Consider the following 16,196-nt stretch of genomic DNA (forward strand, 5'->3'; position numbering starts at 1 on the left):
GCTTGCTGATCATATATGAATATGATCTTGTAGCCAGGGCTTAACAGTGATGAGCATTCCCTCCTACTTTTTTTCTACTTTTCTAGTTACAGTAGTTGTCCTAGTACTGTTGTTTTCCTTCGTTCTCGCAAATTTTTTTGGGGTTTGGTTACGTGCTAAAATTGCGGACGCTTCAGTTCCTTTTTCCAAGCTTATTGGAATGAGACTGAGGCGAGTGCCAGTAGGGCTCATCGTGGATAACCGTATCACGGCCCTCAAGGCTGGTTTGGAAGCGGATACTGATTTGCTAGAGGCTCACTATCTAGCAGGTGGTAACGTGTCTCATATCGTACTTGCTCTTGTTGCTGCAGATAAGGCCAGTATTCCCCTGAGTTTTAACCGTGCCTGTGCCATTGATCTTGCTATAAAGGGGACTAGCAAAACTGTGTTAGAAGCTGTACGCACCAGCATTAATCCAAAGGTGATTGATTGTCCCAGTCCTTCCACTGGGAAGGTGACCATTGATGCTGTTGCGCGTGATGGTATTGGCGTAAAAGTGCGTGCGCGGGTAACAGTGCGTTCCAATCTCGATCGCTTTGTGGGTGGAGCTACCGAAGAGACTATCATTGCGCGTGTGGGTGAAGGTATCGTTACGGCTATTGGTTCCTCCCCATCCTACAAGGATGTCTTGGAAAATCCCGATCGAATTTCTAAAGTGGTCCTGGAGAAAGGATTGGATAGCGGCACCGCGTTCGAGATTTTGTCGGTGGATATTGCCGATGTAGATGTTGGCGAGAACGTTGGGGCGAAACTCCAGGTAAAACAGGCAGAAGCAGATAAAGTAGTTGCCCAAGCGAAGGCGGAAATGCGTCGAGCGGCAGCAGTTGCCTCCGAGCAAGAGATGAAAGCCAAGACACAGGAAATGCAGGCTAAGGTAGTAGAGGCTGAAGCGCAAGTGCCACAAGCGATGGCAGAGGCTTTTCGAAGGGGCAATTTGGGTATTTTTGACTACTTGCGTATGAAGAACTTACAGTCAGACACTCACATGCGAGAAACCATTGCAGAAAGCCCTCGGCCGGAGGAATAAGCAAAGTGTGAAAGAAAAGTTCTTCTTGCCCATTGGGCTAGAGCAAATCTTGCTGCTGGTCGCGCCCTTGCTCATCTTTATAGTGCTGTTTAAAAAGAGGTTCCAGCCAGGAGAAAGCGTCCGAGAAGAGAGGGCAAAGCCACCGCAGGTTACTGCGGAAAGATCTCAAAAAAAGTTAATGGAGGCATTGGGCCTGCCGGAAAGCATGGTGCCACCGGGTCCTCTATCAAAAAAAGCGTTTCCTCCGTCTGAAAAATTATCCCCAGTGTCACCTCGGCTTTTGTCCCAAAAATCTGAGGGGCGCATAGATTTCTCCACTTTTGCTGAGAAGAAGGTTACCTCGCAAGTAAGACAGCGGTCTTTGTCTTTTCAGATTTTTGATCGGGCGCTACTGCAGCATGCTATCGTTGCACGTGAGGTACTTGGTCCACCAAGGGCTTTGGTAGGGACTGTGGCTGGGGCCCCATCTCAGATGGGCATGCGTTAGGCTATGACTTTTTATCTGCAGATGAAAGCTTTTGTCGCGCACCATATTTTTTGAGCTCTGCTTAGTGTATAATGCTTCGTGAGGGACTGGAATCCATCTACTTCCATTATGGCAAGTAGAGTTTCGTAGGCAAAACGCATGGTTTCGGCTGGGAGAAGGTTCTTGCGATCTGACTGAGGGAAGACCATTTTTACCTCATCAAAAAGCTTGCGGATACATTGACTTTCAAACCTCATAAGTTCGCTGAACCTCGGTTCACGCTCTCGGCGAAGAAGAGCCTGACGAGTAATCTGAAAATGTTGAAGGTCTTCCTCCGGAATATAAACCCGACCAAGTTGGGCATCTTTACCAAGATCGCGCAGGATGTGTGTTAATTGGAGTGCTAATCCGAGCATTTCAGCGTAGGTATAGCTTTGTGGGTCTTTACATTCAAAGATCTGGATGCTGATAAGTCCCACTGTACTTGCCACACGCCAGCAGTATCGACGGAGCTCGTAAAGAGTCTGGTATGAGACTGGATGTAGATCAGAGGAAACCCCGTGGATAATTTCTAAAAAGAGAGACGGATTTAATGCTCGACGAAAAATAAGATCGGAGAGTTCGCTGGGAAATGGGGAGTAATCGCATGCAATAAACGCGTCGGCCCAACTCTCCAGCATGCGAGATTTCTCTTTTGTTGACAGATTAGGGCTATCAGCAATATCGTCTACCGACCGGCAGAATTTATAAAGTGTGCGAATATCGGCTGACTTTTGTCCTCGTAAGAGTGAGAAGGCGAACGCAAGGTTCGATACCTTCTCAGCGGAGGAGGTAATCCCTGGTATCATAAAGGCCATAGGAAGAAGCAGTTAAACTTATTTAAGTCCCCCCTCAGTGAGTCGTCAGGAAATTGGGTTCTCTTTCGTTGTTTCTCATGCTAGGAGCAGGCTTTCCTGATCCAGGCTTACCTGGAGTCCAACAGATTCAAGAATTTCCCCTATCTTTCCCTTTAAAGAAATGGGCATTTTCCGGGGAGTGACTTTAGCCAATTGGATTACTTTAGTTAGAATTTTTCTCATACCAGTTTTTGCCCTTCTAGCTACCTATTATGGCATGAGTGTGGTAGAAGGGAATCCCAAGGAGTGGTGGCGCTTAATGGCAAGTGGAATTTTCCTTCTGGCTTGTGCTACTGACGCCTTAGACGGTTGGGCGGCCCGTCGGTTCGGGGGGAATACTCGGCTGGGGAGTATTCTGGATCCTATTGCGGATAAGGGGCTTTTGCTTACAGCAATTTTAGCTCTCAGCTTTAGTAAATGGCCCATAGTGCTGCCGCTGTGGTTTGCATTATTAGTCGTCACTCACGATTTAGTGCTTTTCCTCGGCTGCAGTTTGCTCTTTTATGCCTCGGGTGGTATTGACATTCGGCCTAGTTCTTTGGGAAAAATATCGACAGCATTCCAAATGTTGGCAGTAGGATGGATTATGCTCCAGTTTCCGTTGTTTTGCTATCCCGTGTGGATCGCGGGGGTTTGTACTTTTATTAGTGGGGTAGATTATGTTTACCGTGGTACACTTTTCCTTCGTGGTTTGTATAAGAGGCTTGAGCGAAGGAACAGAAAAAATGGCCAACAGTGGGACGAATTGGACGGAAAGGAATGAGGGCAGGTGGGTCATTTTCGTCGTACTCCAAGGCTGACATTGTTTCATTCATCCGGCTATTCCAGCGCAGGGTCCGTAGCTATTGTAGGCCGTCCTAATGTAGGAAAGTCAGCGCTATTTAATCGTCTGGCGGGGAGAGGGATTTCTGTCGTTCACAATCAGCCAGGTACAACCAGGGACTGTGTTGTTGCCGTTTGTTATCTAGGAAAATCCCCATTTAAGATCACAGATACTGGAGGAGTTAGCATGGAGTGGAATTCAGACTTCTCTTCTGAAACTACCTCTGCTGCAGAAGCAGCGATGAAAGATGCAGAATTGCTACTCTTCATGGCAGATGCTCAAACAGGAGTCGTACCCTTAGATAAGGAACTCTCCAAGTGGTTGCACGCAACTGCTAGGCGACCCTTGATACTAGTAGTCAATAAAATAGACCATGAGGGACAGGAGAGCATGGTAGCGGATTTTGCAAGCTTAGGGTTCGAGTTTTGCATAGGCGTGAGTGCTATCCATGGACGGGGAATTACGGAGTTAATACTGCTTATTGACCGGTTGCTGTCTGATAAAACTAAACAGGCGGCACAAACAGCTTGGAAAGATGCTCCACGTATTACAGTTGTGGGTCGACCTAACGTAGGAAAGTCTTCTCTAATTAATGCTATTCTTGAAGAAGATAGGATGATCGTAAGCGAGGTTCCAGGTACCACCAGGGATACCGTGGATGTCACTTGCACTTGTCGTGGAGCCTGCTACACGTTCTGCGATACGGCTGGGATACGTCACCCTTCCAAAGGGAAAGCCTCTGTGGAGGCTTTTAGTATAGTGCGCTCGATGAAGGCTATCGAACATGCCGATCTTTGCTTGCTAGCGCTAGATGCCCAGTCGGGCGTAACGAGCCAGGACAAAAAGATCGCGGGCCTCATTCAGAAAGCGTGTAAAGCGGTGGTCATCCTCCTCAATAAGTGGGACTTAGTCAAACCTCAGGATGGGCAGCAGAAATTTCTGCGTGAGCTTGCAAAGGAGACAAAACGCGACTTGTTTTTCATAAATTTTGCGCCTGTCGTCATGCTCTCTGCAAAAACACGCGAGCACGTTCAGCAAATCTTTACTGTTATCCGCAAGGTTTCCCAATGTGCAGCATGTCGTATAGGGACCGGAGAGCTCAACCGCCTACTACAGGATGCCTTACGAAAGCACCCCCCTCCGGTACGCAGGAACAGGCGGCTGAAGGTTTACTATTCTACCCAAGTCCACTCCGAACCTTGTCATCCGTTCCCCACTCCTCGCTTCCTACTTTTTGTAAATGATCCCGGGCTGTTAGTGGGTACCTATCAGACTTACCTAATAGGACAGATCCGCAAACACCTGGGGTTCCCCGGACTACCCATTGAGCTTCGTTTGCAGGGAAAGTAGGATCTTGGCTCCATCCCTTTGTAGATGAGATGTGGATGATGGGAAAAGCCCAAAAGGGCCCCACGGCTCTTTCATTCATGCCCGTTTTTTTTGCCCATCAGCGGCAACACAACAAGGGGAGTTTAGGGGGACGCTTGTTGTGTGATGTGGGGCGTCCTCTACTAGTTTGCTGGAGAGCAAATAATGCTCCAGCTCTTCTCCGCTAATATCTGCTAGCATATGACCATTTACTACCACACAAGGGGAGAGGGACTGTTTGCTTCTCTGTTCCATTTCCAAGCGGAACTGAGGGCTAATGGTTATGTCTTTCTCTTCATAGGGAAGTGCGTACTTCTCAAGAACAGCACGCACTCCATTGCTCCACCCACAGGATGGTTTTAGATATGCAGTTATTTGTAATTTCTGTTTCATGTTAGCTATTTTTCTTCTTGGAATCACTGGGACGATACTCTTCTTCCGCCGCCTGAAAAGCTTGGGCTAAGCCCACCATGTCTTCACCAGGGCGTAGGCCGCCGAAAGCTTCGCCTTCGCGCCGTAAGTCTTCCTTACTGTAACTGGCTGCCTTAATTGAAAGGCCAATGCGTCGTTCACTTCTATCCACCTTGATGACGCGAGCCTCCACTTTGTCCCCAATCTTAAGGAACTCCTTTACCTTTTCCACATGACTCTCGCTAATTTGGGAGATGTGAACTAGTCCATCAATACCACCCTCTAGTTCTACAAAGGCGCCAAAACTAGCGATTTTAGTGACAGTTCCGTGGACAAGGTCACCAAGATGAAAGCGCTTATCCATTTCTTTCCACGGATCCTCCTCGAGGTGTTTATAGCCAAGGCTGATACGCTGGTTCGACTTGTCAATATCAATGACAATAGCCTCCATTTTCTGTCCTTTCTGCAAGATCTCACTGGGATGGTTGATTTTTCGCGTCCAACTTAAGTCTGAAATGTGCACCATACCATCAATTCCATCTTCCAATTCAACAAAAGCCCCATAGGCAGTCATATTGCGAACCTTTCCAGATACTTTCTTACCAATGATATAACGCTGCTCAATCTCATCCCATGGATTGGGTGTCAACTGGCGTATCCCCAAGGAAATCTTCTGCTCCTCTTTGTTTACACCTAATACAACTGCTTGAACTTGCTGTCCCAGATTGAGAACGTCTGAAGGCCGCGCAATACGCTCGGTCCAAGATAGTTCAGAAACGTGGATTAACCCTTCTACCCCTTCCTCAACTTGCACGAAGGCCCCGTAGGGCATCAAGTTAGTGACAGTGCCACTAACGACCTGTCCAGTGGGGAAGCGCTCCTCAATCCTCTCCCAAGGGTTATCTTGTGTCTGCTTGAGGCCGAGGGAGACACGCTCTTTTTCCTTGTTGACGTCCAGGACAACTACCCTCACAGACTGTCCTACCCTGAGCATGGCACTAGGATGGTCCACTCGGACCCAGGAGATATCGGTAACGTGGAGGAGGCCATCAATGCCATCCAAATCGATAAACGCACCAAAATCGGTGATGTTCTTGATGACACCATGGACTATATCCCCAATCTGGACCGAACTTAGAAATCTGGAGCGCTTTTCGGAGCGTTCCTTCTCAATGATTTCGCGACGGCTTAGAACCACGTTCTTACGGTCTTCATTGATTTTTACGATCTTAAAGTTGTAGACGTTGCCGATAAATTGCTGCAGATCCCGAGGAGGAGTAATGTCAATCTGTGAGGCAGGTAAGAAGGCTTCTACACCTACGTTTACCACAAGGCCCCCCTTGACGATTCCCTTAACTTTTCCCTGGACGAGGCCTTCCCTTTGGAAGACGGAGACGATTTTTTCCCAATTCTGGCGCTGGGCGGCCTTTTCTTTAGAGAGGATGCACATTCCCTCCTCATTCTCTAGCCGCTCAAGCAAGACCTCGACCTCGTCTCCAACTTCCACCTCCGTTGGGTTATCAAACTCTGCGGCGGGGATGATACCCTCCGACTTGTATCCAATATCCACCAAAAACTCCCTTGGACGAACCTCTAGTATGAATCCTTTGATAATACTTCCCTCTCTATAATTTTTGACGGACCTAGCTATTAATTCCTGTAATTCTGCCTGTTCGGCCATATATGAAAAGTTATGTTGAGCAAACGCACGAGCACCCTTTACAGGTACCCCCCTCCGGTTACTTTTTCTTAAACGGGGAAAGGGTCACGGATTGCACTGTTTGGTGACTAACCACTTACTGCTGTAAGACAGCTCAATCAAGCAGTATTTTGTCGGCGTTACAAACGCCTCCATTTTGCACCGCATACCTCAGTGAGACGATCTGCCTCCGAAGAACCCCAGCTTCCCGCTGGATAAAAGGCGACGTCCTTCGTGGAGGAGGTATTCCAATGGGAGCGGATGCCATCCACAAATCTCCAGGCTTCTTCTACTTCATCGCGGCGGGCAAAGAGTGATGCATCGCCGTTTATAGCATCCAACAGAAGTCGTTCATAGGCTTCTGGGGTAGCCCTTCCAAAGGAGGTACCATAATGAAAATTCATCTTAACCGGTTGGATACGTACAGTAGAACCTGGAAGTTTGGCACTCACCTGAAGGAATACACCTTCGTCAGGTTGAATACAAATGGCTAAGACATTCTCTTCTACCTCTTGGATAGCCTTCTTAAAGAGGATATGTGGGACACTCTTAAAATGGACGGCAATTTCCGTTCTCCGTTTGGGAAGACGCTTACCAACTCGGATAAAGAATGGGACTCCAGCCCAGCGCCAATTGTCAATATTTACGTGGAGAGCCACAAAGGTTTCTGTAAAAGACTGCGGATGCACACCACGTTCTTCACGGTAGGCAAGTACCTCCCGACCATTAATAGTACCGGCCATATATTGGGCTCGCACCACGTAGAGAGGTACCTCATTCCCTACGATAGGACGTAGGGAGCGTAATACTTTGACTTTTTCATCACGAATACTATCAGCTCCCAGATCAATTGGCGGTTCCATTGCGATGAGACAGAGAAGCTGTAGCAGATGATTTTGTACTATGTCTCGCAGAGCGCCTGCCTGCTCATAGTAACCTGCGCGGCCTTCCACACCAATAGTTTCACTTGCTGTAATTTGCACATGGTGAATATAGCGAGCGTTCCATACTGCTTCAAACAAGGCATTTGCAAAGCGTAGGACCATAATATTCTGAGCAGTTTCCTTTCCAAGATAATGATCAATGCGATAAGTACTATGCTCTGGACAAACTCCCTCAACTAGCGAGTTTAAGCGCTGAGCACTCAAAAGGTCCGTTCCAAACGGCTTCTCTATAACGATACGTGTCCAGCTATTTGCACGAGTTGTACTCAATTCGCTCTGCCTAAGATTCTCCAGGATTGTTTCAAATTGCTCAGGAGCTGCTGCCAGATAAAAGAGACGGTTGCCACATGTCCCTCGTTGTGTATCCAGTGCATCTAGAGTCTTGGCAAGAGAAGTATATTGCTCTGTTGCCCCAAATGCTCCCCTGCAATAGTAAATCGAGGAGGCGAAGTGTTCCCAACGTGTTCCATCAATCTTCTGGCGGGAAAATTCCTCTGCCGTTTCTTTCAGCTCGGAACGGAACTGTTCGTTGGTTTTTTCTCTCCTTGCAAACCCTAGTATAGTTAGAGCCGAGGATAAATTGCCATCTATCCAGAGGTTATAGAGTGCTGGAATAAGTTTGCGGTGTGTGAGATCACCAGTGGCCCCGAAGATGATTAGAGTGCAAGGCTGTGATGGCATGAACCGATAAGTGGGACAACCAACGTGAGGATCAGACCCATAAGATCCCCCGCAAAGCTACGCAGTATAGTCTATATGGCTTCCTACAGTCGACATAATTAAACCATTCTGATGGAAAGTCCATCAGCCAGTTTCTCTTGCTACCTCAGTTTAAAGGGATCGCCAAGCATATGAAACGAGATTTGTTAAGGCGAGATACCCTGCTAACAAGGATAGTTTGGACGGTTGCTTCCCACTGTTTCATAGTCTTGTCGATATGGAAACAGAAAAGACGGCGGCTAAGCATTGCATGTGCTTTTTTTGTGCTTGTTGAGAGCCCTGAAGAGCCTGCTGCTTAAGCCAGCCCACATTTTTCGGAGTGGCATGTGGGCTTGCAGGGGTTGGCATTCTCGCGTTATCGAAATGCCTGATGCTATACCCTGTGCTGCTGACTGCATTCAATCTTTGTGGCGTTAAGGAAACCTCAACGGCTACACCACGTGGCCACGGCGCAACGTATTCTATCTTGCTCTCCTTGCTTCCCTCTCCCTGAGGCCAGAATCCTCTAAGGGAAGGGGCTTTGGAATAATGGCTTGGAGAACTTCTATGTCAATCACAAGTCTGAAACCCTAGAACACCCACTAGCTCGGATGAGTTGCTCCATGTTAAACATTTTCCCAAAATGGCCGACACGTAATCCATACCAACTTGAAATCCAGCAGATTTTTAAGCAAAACCTAGGCCGGCTGCGACCCAACACGCCTAGGTACGAGCAAGCGTCCTTCTGGAGGAAGCGCACGCTTTTCCTGGGTACTTTACCAAAAATGAGAATGGCACCGTTGGGAACTAGAGTCCTCGGTCTTCTTGCTTAACTGGTTTGAGATGGGCAGAAGTTAAGTTTTTACAAAAATTAATCTTTGAATTCAGAAGAAATTTTAATTGTCCACCCCACTCCCAATTAGAGATAAAAGATCCCCTCGAGACGCAGGAGCAGTGCCTTGCGATGTAGGCCACCGGTGTAACCGACGAGTTGTCGAGTCCTACCTAGGACACGATGACAAGGAATAAAGATGGCAATTGGATTTCTTCGACAAGCTGCACCAACAGCGCGAACAGCTTTCGGGTGACCCAAGTCACTGGCTATTTCTCCGTAAGTTGTCCACGAACCACATGGAACTTTCATCAGTGCGCTCCATACCTTGCAGCTGAAGTAGGACCCCTGGGGACGGACAGGAATCGTAAATCTCCTTTGCCTACCGTGGAGATAATTGTCAATTTGGTAAGAAACCTCTTGGAAGAAGCTGCTTGAGTGTTCCCCTAGGTTTGAGATGGGAGGTAAACCATGGGGAAATGTATCGAGAAAAGAGGCGTAAACCAATGCACGGTCGTCTGCAGCCAATAGCATCTCTCCGAGTAAAGTGGAAACACGAATGGCCCTACTTGCTGAAGGGAAGCAGCTTATGTTACTCATCACAGCCTGTGGAGGTAAGCGCAGGAGAGTTCTTCACTCATAACAAACTCTGACGACTCCTATCCTGGAATATTATGCAACATTTCTGCATTGGAAGAGTATTTTTGGACAAAAAATAGCAGCCTCTCAATGGCCTCAATTGGCTTGTGTCCAGCTAAACCACGGCGGATAATGTTTACCTTGTGGAGGTCTTGCTCCGGAAGAAGCAGCTCTTCGCGGCGAGTGCCAGAGAGGAAAATGTCTACTGCTGGATAGATGCGCTGATCACTGATTTTACGGTCTAAAACGAGTTCCATATTTCCAGTTCCTTTGAATTCTTGGAAGATCAGTTCGTCCATGCGACTGCCCGTGTCAATGAGAGCCGTAGCCATGATGGTGAGAGATCCAGCCTCCTCAGTGTTGCGGGCAGCTGCAAAAAGTTTACGGGGAATTTCCAGTGCTCTAGAATCGACTCCGCCAGACATGGTACGCCCCCCTCCACTTTGTACGTTATTAAACGCTCTCCCGATACGGGTCAGGGAATCCATAAGGACAAAAACATGCTTTCCCATCTCTACAAGGCGTTTGGCTCGTTCGATGGCTAACTGGGCAACACGGGTGTGGCTTTTAATGTCACTGTCGTTGGAACTAGCCATGAGTGCAGCCTGAGGGACTGTCCTACGGATTTCTGTCACCTCCTCGGGGCGCTCGTCCACAAGGAGAATAATTAACCCCATTTCCGGGTAATTTTTTACCACTGCTTCTGCGATATGCTGAAGAAGTGTAGTTTTTCCAGTACGTGGGGGGGCCACAATTAAACCTCGCTGTCCGCGCCCAATGGGCGCTATAAGGTCCATGATGCGGGTTGTAAAACGCTCTGGGATTGTCTCAAGTCTTATTCTGGCTTTTGGATTAACTGTTGTTAGCTCTTCAAAGATGGGAAAGTTTCGAACAATACCTGGTACCTCTCCCTCAATTCCGATAAGTCTGAAAAGCTGGAGGCCACGGCTACCTCGGCGAGTCTCGCCCTTAATTTTCATCCCGTCTCGGAGACCGTGTTTACGCACAACCTCTGGAGTAACAAAGACATCATTCTGGGATTGTGCAAAATTCCGCCTCGCTTCCCTCAGAAAGCCGAACCCCTTACCTGATACTTCTATAATTCCCTCTGCGTAAGAAGGAACATGTACGGAGGAAGAACCTGAATATTCTTCAGCATGATACTGCGTCGGGGACTCTGCAGTAGAAGGGGTTGTACCTTCCTTATCTGTAAGAGTGAGTGTGTTTCCTGGGGAAGCAGTTAGAGCAGAAGACTGCGGGAGAGGGCCCATGGTAGAAGTAGGGAAGGCCCGAGTGGGAGCGTTTTTCTTTGGATGGCGCAAATGCGCCGCACGTTTGCGCCTAGGCTTTGTATCAGCGGTTTCTTTTTCTTCAATCATATCACGCAGATGTTTGGATCAATTTGGGTGGATTTTTGCGAGCAACTCTTCTGAGATATCAAAATTAGAGTGGACGTGCAGAACATCATCATGGTTTTCCAATACATCGCAAAGCTGGAGAATGTAAGAAGCTGTTTGCAGATCACTAATATGCACGATTCTTTGTGGAAGGAAGGTTAGCTGCTGAGATTCAATCGGGACTTGGAAATTCCTCAAGGATTCCGCAACTAGGTGGAACTGGTTAGGAGATGTAAGGACAGCAAAAGATTCGTCGTAATAGACAAGGTCTTCAGCCCCAGCCTGCAGCGCTGCTTCCAAAAGCCGCTCTTCTTGCAGAGCACTTTTTGAGACGAAGATTTGTCCCTTTCGGAGGAAAAGATGAGACACGCTGCCAGGACCACCTAAAACCCCTTGTTTTTTGGAAAACAAGGAGCGTAAAACAGCGGCAGTTCGGTTTCTATTATCAGTGGCTGCCTCCACAATGAGAGCAACACCTCCTGCACCGTAACCCTCATAGAGTACTTGTTCTACACTGCTAACAGTAGCGGATGCTGCTCGTTCTCCCCTTTTGATGGCCCGTACAATGTTTTCGTTTGGCATACTTTTAGATCGTGCAGATTGAACTGCAGCTCTGAGTCGGGGATTCAATAGGAAGTTTCCCCCGCCCAATCTGGCAGCAATCATGATTTCCTTTGAAAGTTTAGAGAAGAGCTTGCCGCGTTTCGCGTCTAGGGTCCCCTTCAAACGCTTAACTTTCGACCATTTACTGTGGCCGGCCATGAAGTAATTAACAAATCTGCTTTTCGCTTTCTTGGTAAGAAGGTGTACCTTGACCTGATGCGTACGCTCTTGCGAAGACTCTATCAGGATTAGTGAAGATTCTACTCCCGTGCTTGTGAGGTCAGAAACGGTCTGAGCACCCAGGGGGGGGATCCAAAACCTACCAAAGAACGCTTTTCGCCTCTTCTGTCAACTGAAAACCTAGACGCCGCACCTGCTTAGCCAAGACACCTCCTTCCAGCCCAACTTCAACAGAAACAGAAGTACAAAAGGTGCCAGAAACCCAAAGGCCCTCCGTCCAGAGGGTAAAACACACACGCCCACCCCTGCTCAGTTACACTAAATACCGCTACCAGTAGCAGTAGCATTAAAACTAAACACATTACAACATCATAGTAGATTGTAGTGGTCAATATTGAGCTTAACTACGAGCTAAAAATGACCGAGCCTAAGGAGACAACTGCAACCGTCTTGAGGTGTCCCAATACTGCGACTTAATATCCAATCGTAATCTCGTAACCTAAGCGAGAGGACACCGTCGCTCGTTTGCCAATAAAATTGGCCTGCTTGCTAAAAAGTTACCGGCTAGTTCGGCTGGAGCTTTCTGAGGAATTCAATTGCAGAACGGGCGTCCTGTAGGTCAACCTCGTCGCTCAGATAGGCACTCCCTAGGCGGTGAGTGAGCACAAAGCGTGGCTTCCCTTGCTCGAACTTCTTGTCCTTTCTCATAGTGGTTAGGACGGAGTCAGTAAGAATCCTGTCAGGGAGTACGATAGGAAGAGAAAGGCGCTGTAGGATTCTCGCAATATATTCCAAATCAGATTGCAGGAGCCCTGAGAAACGTTTCGAAAGCCAAAGCGCAGCTATGATACCAAGACTAATGGCCTCTCCATGGAAGAGTGAACCATAACCAGCAGCAGTCTCAATTCCATGTCCAATGGTGTGCCCGAAGTTTAGAAGCGCACGTAGTCCACTTTTATCCCCTTCGTCAGAGGCAATGAGAGCGGATTTGACAGTTATGTTCCTGGCAATAAGAGCACTCAGATCTTTTGGCCGCTCGGGGGACAAGGTTTTTAGCATCGCCATATCCTGGATGATGGCGTGTTTTACTATTTCTGCAAACCCCTCCCAATATTCCCGATTTGGCAATGTGTTTAGTGTAAGGGGATCCGCAATGACCAATTGGGGCTGATGAAAGGCTCCAATCAAATTTTTTCCCGCCGCAACATTAACGCCAGTTTTTCCACCAACCGAACTATCCACTTGGGCAGTGACAGTCGTCGGGAGTTGCACGAGCGGAATCCCGCGCTGAAAAATTGCCGCAGCGAACCCCGACAGATCCCCGATAACACCGCCTCCAAGGGAAAACAAAACAGATTTTCGGTCTAAGCCAGCTACGACCATACTATGACACAGGTTGTATACCTGGCGGAAAGATTTAGATCGCTCTCCAGAGGGAACCACCAGTGTTATGGGTTTAAATCCTACATTTTTTAGGGAGGCAAGTACTGGCTGCAAGTAATGTCTTGCTACATTAGAATCAGTTACGACTGCACACCTACTAGGGGCCAGTATCTTGGCGACGAGATCTCCACTGTGGGTGAGTAGCCCGCCACCGACAAGGACGTCATAGGAGGCATGCGAGCAAGAAATAGGTATTTTTAACATAGAAGAAAAGTTATCTTTCCCTGTATAAACGCGGGGCCTAGTCCTGTCAGCTGTAGACAGTGGGAGATTTGGAGACCAAGGGAAGCTCGCCGCAAGGTAGAAACTATCCTTGATAAAAGCCACGGCTATACTAACGAGAGTCTCTTTAACTCGTGTAAAGAACAGGAAAATAGCTAGGCAAGTCATTTCAAAGACTTGCCTCAGAGGGTAGAGCAATCAATACTGGGCGAGAGGATGTGGACTGGTATGTTCATCAAGCCGAGAATCCGTAGTTTTGTTTGTACGACAGCTCACCCTGACGGATGTGTTGCCCATGTCCGGCAACAGATGCGCTATGTAATGTCTAAGCCCTTACTGCCTAGTGCTCCCCAGCGCGTACTCGTGATAGGTGCCTCGTCTGGCTATGGACTTGCTTCACGGATTGTGGCAGCGTTTGGTGGCCGTGCATCGACAGTAGGTGTCTTCTTTGAGAGGGAAGGTACTAAAAAAAAACTTGCTTCAGCAGGTTGGTACAACTCCGCTGCTTTTGAAGCAGCTGCAATCAAGGAGGGACTTTACGCGAAAAGTTTTAATGGCGATGCCTTTTCTGAAGAGATGAAGAAAAGAGTGACTTCAATTATTCGGAGAGATTTAGGCCAAATAGACCTTATTGTGTATAGCGTAGCTTCTCCTCGTCGTCTGGATCCAGCAAGGGGAAAAATCTACAAATCCACCCTGAAACCGATAGGATCTTCCCTTGTCACCAAAAGCATCTGTACGGATAAGAAAGAAATCGAGTCAGTAACTCTCGAGGCTGCTACATGGGAGGAAGTTTTCCATACAATTAAGGTGATGGGTGGGGAGGATTGGAAGATATGGATTAGTTCTATGGCAGATGCTGGCGCATTATCGGAGGGGTTTAGAACAGTTGCCTATTCCTACTTGGGTCCAGGACTCACTCGGGCAATCTATGCACAGGGCACTATCGGACGTGCTAAAATAGACCTGGAACGGACGGCTAGAGAGCTAAACAAGCAGTTTGGTGATAGAACTGCTTTTATTTCAATCAACAAAGCAGTAGTAACCCAGGCAAGTTCCGCGATTCCTGCTGTTCCACTTTATATATCTATCCTCTTTAAAGTTATGAAAGAAAGGGGGATACACGAGGGGTGCATTGAGCAAATGTATCGCCTATTTAGGGATCATCTTTGCTCTCCGAGGGGTCCAAGACTGGATACAGAAGGTCGTATCCGTCTCGATGACTTGGAAATGCGGGAGGACATACAGACCGAAGTTACCAAGATTTGGAGGGCGATTACTACAGACACAATAGACAAACTCTCTGACTTTAAGGGATATCAGAAGGAATTCTATCACTTATTCGGATTTGGCTTTCCAGAGGTAGATTATAGTAAGGAAATTAACCCTGTCCACTACCTTCCAGATCCCACTTAGGGGACTTTTATTCCTTTTCCTTTCTTCTTAGCAATAGGTGGGCAACTCCACCCTCGGTGCGACCTTTTAGTAATAACGGATTCTGCTATAACGTGATGCTAGGCGATGCCAAACTCGTATGGCGCTAGTAGGCCCTTCTTCCTTTCCCTGATCCTTTTGTCGCGACACCAGAAAGACTTGGATATAAGGGGGAACATGCAAATCTGCGCGAGGGGAAAGAGTAACGCGAGCGTCCGTCTATGGATAGTTTGTCACACTAAAACCAAAGTAATGACGGTGAAAAGAAGCTAGGAAGCGGAGTGTTATGTCCTCCGACTGACAGACTTTATTTGTAACTCGGACGCTTTAGGCATCACAAGCGAAAGAAAGAGACTGTGACTGTTAGAGTGGGTAAACAAGTTACCGCAGTGTCCGATCGACTTTTCCTCACCTTTTCCTAACCGAAGAATAAATAACGTCAGCGAAGTGACTAAACTGGCAACTGCAGGAGTAGGGAGTCCTTTAAAATCTTTTACTCTTTTCCCTGATGGGTGCCTACTTGACTCAGGACTCTCTCTGCATGGGGAGATGGAGTTTGATATGTGAGAATCAATCTAATCATTCTGAACCGCTCATTTACAAAATCCGATTACCTTCCTAGCCAGAATACTAGGAGCTGTCCACACTAACGCTTAATTTTTTTCGTCGAAAAAAGAGAAGGCTATAATGCTGGGTTCTAACGCAGATAAACTCGTTCACCTGCACTTCTTCTACCGGCTATCATTCCGCCATTAGCTGGAAACTGCTAGACCGACCAGTTGATACTTGGCACTCCGAGCCTTGAAAAGCACAAAGCAAGTGCAAGGCAATACCAAGAAGGAGCAGAAATAGAGGGTGGTAAGAAAGAACTCGAAAGTCCCTAATACTTAAGTGACACAAGGATATAGGTGCCTTCCAAGAAGCGCTCAAACTTTGTAACGCGATGTAGGATCGGACGCCCGTCTAACATTGATCCCTTTCCAGTACCAGCTATCAAAAATAATGAACGTTCGAACTTTATAGGCAAATACAGGCTCCTATTTGCAATGGTAAGAGGCACCGTTTAGAAGGACT

At 47.6% G+C, this 16,196-nt stretch carries 13 protein-coding genes; 5 read left to right on the forward strand and 8 right to left on the reverse strand.

The features are described from left to right. Nucleotides 1–49: 49 nt before the first annotated feature. Nucleotides 50–1,066: a flotillin-like protein FloA gene (gene floA / locus AMD24_RS03425; protein ID WP_062100669.1), complete on the forward strand. Its 1,017-nt coding sequence runs from the start codon at nt 50–52 to the stop codon at nt 1,064–1,066. Nucleotides 1,067–1,073: 7 nt separating this feature from the next. After that, nucleotides 1,074–1,553, forward strand: coding sequence for a hypothetical protein (locus AMD24_RS03430; RefSeq protein WP_062100670.1), 480 nt, complete (start codon nt 1,074–1,076; stop codon nt 1,551–1,553). Between the two features lie 11 nt (nt 1,554–1,564). Here the strand turns inward: AMD24_RS03430 and AMD24_RS03435 are convergent, their stop codons facing one another. Continuing rightward, complete coding sequence (locus tag AMD24_RS03435) at nt 1,565–2,380, reverse strand: phytoene/squalene synthase family protein (RefSeq protein ID WP_158404386.1); 816 nt, start codon at nt 2,378–2,380, stop codon at nt 1,565–1,567. 169 nt (nt 2,381–2,549) lie between these two features. Between AMD24_RS03435 and AMD24_RS03440 the strand changes: the two genes are divergently transcribed. Together AMD24_RS03440 and der are read left to right on the forward strand one after the other, a co-directional pair. Beyond that, nucleotides 2,550–3,191, forward strand: a complete 642-nt coding sequence (locus AMD24_RS03440) for a CDP-alcohol phosphatidyltransferase family protein (protein WP_082383050.1) — start codon at nt 2,550–2,552, stop codon at nt 3,189–3,191. Between the two features lie 6 nt (nt 3,192–3,197). Beyond that, the gene (gene der, locus AMD24_RS03445) at nt 3,198–4,601 is read left to right on the forward strand and encodes a ribosome biogenesis GTPase Der (protein WP_082383051.1); all 1,404 of its coding nucleotides are present in this window, start codon (nt 3,198–3,200) and stop codon (nt 4,599–4,601) included. Between the two features lie 75 nt (nt 4,602–4,676). Here the strand turns inward: der and AMD24_RS03450 are convergent, their stop codons facing one another. From AMD24_RS03450 to aroB, 7 genes are all read right to left on the reverse strand, one after another. Continuing rightward, nucleotides 4,677–5,012: a glutaredoxin family protein gene (locus AMD24_RS03450; RefSeq protein WP_062100674.1), complete on the reverse strand. Its 336-nt coding sequence runs from the start codon at nt 5,010–5,012 to the stop codon at nt 4,677–4,679. A 1-nt stretch (nt 5,013) separates the two neighbouring features. After that, nucleotides 5,014–6,711, reverse strand: coding sequence for a 30S ribosomal protein S1 (locus AMD24_RS03455; RefSeq protein ID WP_062100675.1), 1,698 nt, complete (start codon nt 6,709–6,711; stop codon nt 5,014–5,016). A 158-nt stretch (nt 6,712–6,869) separates the two neighbouring features. Continuing rightward, nucleotides 6,870–8,354: a glucose-6-phosphate dehydrogenase gene (gene zwf / locus AMD24_RS03460; protein WP_062100676.1), complete on the reverse strand. Its 1,485-nt coding sequence runs from the start codon at nt 8,352–8,354 to the stop codon at nt 6,870–6,872. Between the two features lie 937 nt (nt 8,355–9,291). Beyond that, entirely contained in the window at nt 9,292–9,804 is a 513-nt protein-coding gene (locus tag AMD24_RS03465) for a methylated-DNA--[protein]-cysteine S-methyltransferase (protein ID WP_062100677.1), read from the reverse strand. 59 nt (nt 9,805–9,863) lie between these two features. Then, nucleotides 9,864–11,222 (reverse strand): transcription termination factor Rho, encoded by a 1,359-nt coding sequence (gene rho, locus AMD24_RS03470; protein ID WP_235503180.1) that lies wholly within the window; start codon nt 11,220–11,222, stop codon nt 9,864–9,866. An 18-nt stretch (nt 11,223–11,240) separates the two neighbouring features. Continuing rightward, the gene (locus AMD24_RS03475; RefSeq protein ID WP_062100678.1) at nt 11,241–12,002 is read right to left on the reverse strand and encodes a YebC/PmpR family DNA-binding transcriptional regulator; all 762 of its coding nucleotides are present in this window, start codon (nt 12,000–12,002) and stop codon (nt 11,241–11,243) included. A gap of 585 nt (nt 12,003–12,587) precedes the next feature. After that, nucleotides 12,588–13,670: a 3-dehydroquinate synthase gene (aroB, locus tag AMD24_RS03480; RefSeq protein WP_062100898.1), complete on the reverse strand. Its 1,083-nt coding sequence runs from the start codon at nt 13,668–13,670 to the stop codon at nt 12,588–12,590. 246 nt (nt 13,671–13,916) lie between these two features. Here aroB and fabV point away from each other — a divergent pair, with 246 nt between their 5' ends. After that, nucleotides 13,917–15,104: an enoyl-ACP reductase FabV gene (gene fabV / locus AMD24_RS03485; RefSeq protein WP_062100899.1), complete on the forward strand. Its 1,188-nt coding sequence runs from the start codon at nt 13,917–13,919 to the stop codon at nt 15,102–15,104. Nucleotides 15,105–16,196 lie beyond the last annotated feature (1,092 nt).

Origin of the sequence: Candidatus Xiphinematobacter sp. Idaho Grape (assembly GCF_001318295.1) — a bacterium.
In the GTDB taxonomy this organism is placed as follows: Bacteria; Verrucomicrobiota; Verrucomicrobiia; order Chthoniobacterales; family Xiphinematobacteraceae; genus Xiphinematobacter.

Bases quoted from the DNA above. Each gene is read 5' to 3' on its own strand.
- aroB (WP_062100898.1), bottom strand. From the start codon at position 13,670: ATGTTAAAAATACCTATTTCTTGCTCGCATGCCTCCTATGACGTCCTT.
- rho (WP_235503180.1), bottom strand. From the start codon at position 11,222: ATGATTGAAGAAAAAGAAACCGCTGATACAAAGCCTAGGCGCAAACGT.
- AMD24_RS03435 (WP_158404386.1), bottom strand. From the start codon at position 2,380: ATGATACCAGGGATTACCTCCTCCGCTGAGAAGGTATCGAACCTTGCG.
- AMD24_RS03450 (WP_062100674.1), bottom strand. From the start codon at position 5,012: ATGAAACAGAAATTACAAATAACTGCATATCTAAAACCATCCTGTGGG.
- AMD24_RS03455 (WP_062100675.1), bottom strand. From the start codon at position 6,711: ATGGCCGAACAGGCAGAATTACAGGAATTAATAGCTAGGTCCGTCAAA.
- fabV (WP_062100899.1), top strand. From the start codon at position 13,917: ATGTTCATCAAGCCGAGAATCCGTAGTTTTGTTTGTACGACAGCTCAC.
- AMD24_RS03440 (WP_082383050.1), top strand. From the start codon at position 2,550: ATGGGCATTTTCCGGGGAGTGACTTTAGCCAATTGGATTACTTTAGTT.
- zwf (WP_062100676.1), bottom strand. From the start codon at position 8,354: ATGCCATCACAGCCTTGCACTCTAATCATCTTCGGGGCCACTGGTGAT.
- AMD24_RS03465 (WP_062100677.1), bottom strand. From the start codon at position 9,804: ATGAGTAACATAAGCTGCTTCCCTTCAGCAAGTAGGGCCATTCGTGTT.
- floA (WP_062100669.1), top strand. From the start codon at position 50: ATGAGCATTCCCTCCTACTTTTTTTCTACTTTTCTAGTTACAGTAGTT.
- AMD24_RS03475 (WP_062100678.1), bottom strand. From the start codon at position 12,002: ATGGCCGGCCACAGTAAATGGTCGAAAGTTAAGCGTTTGAAGGGGACC.